The sequence below is a fragment of the Paraburkholderia mimosarum LMG 23256 = NBRC 106338 genome, from assembly GCF_000739815.1.
Classification (GTDB): domain Bacteria; phylum Pseudomonadota; class Gammaproteobacteria; order Burkholderiales; family Burkholderiaceae; genus Paraburkholderia; species Paraburkholderia mimosarum.
Window position 1 is genome coordinate 1 of record NZ_BBJJ01000363.1, and the last position, 631, is coordinate 631.

1 pseudogene is annotated in these 631 nt (G+C 59.6%); it reads left to right on the forward strand.

Annotation, left to right across the window (positions count from 1 at the left end):
* Positions 1-549, forward strand: a pseudogene (locus BMI01S_RS42825) (hypothetical protein); the annotation flags it as partial.
* Between the last annotated feature and the right edge of the window lie 82 nt (positions 550-631).

Consider the following 631-nt stretch of genomic DNA (forward strand, 5'->3'; position numbering starts at 1 on the left):
CCAATGCAGGAAGGCGGAAGCCGCCGTCAGGCGCTTGCCGGAGTCGCGGGGCGAGGACAGTTAGTCGCGTTTATAGGCGGTTTCGCAAGAGGGCTGCAGCCAGGCATCGAAAGGCGATCACACAGAAACCGCGACGAACCGCGAGACAGGGACAAATTTTGGCGGGTGCTCTTGCCCTGCGGTGAAGCATCCCAATATGCGAACCCGAAATCCATTCGCCCGCTGTCGACCATGTCAAACAAGAACTACCGTTCCCCGCGTCGTCCGTCTGCCAGTGCGCATGCAAAATCGCTCTTTCTTCCCATGCCCCGCAAGGAATCCTCGGATCTTGCGCTGCGTGCACGGATCGCGCTCGAGCGTCTGCGCAATGGAGAAGTGGACCGCTCGCTGGTTAATCTCCTCTCGCAGATCATCATCATCACGAGTTCATCACCCGGGCGGGACACGGGCAGCTCGATATCGCGGACATCGAACGCGTTGAGCATGGTCTCGGAGCGGTGCTTAATCAGGCAGACCGCACTGGCGTCTGGAATGTGCCTGAATCGTTGACTGACGGCCTCACCGCCGTGGTAAATGAATACGACCGCGCGCTCAGCGTGACCCGAATGGAGATCGTACTCAGGGCGAGTGA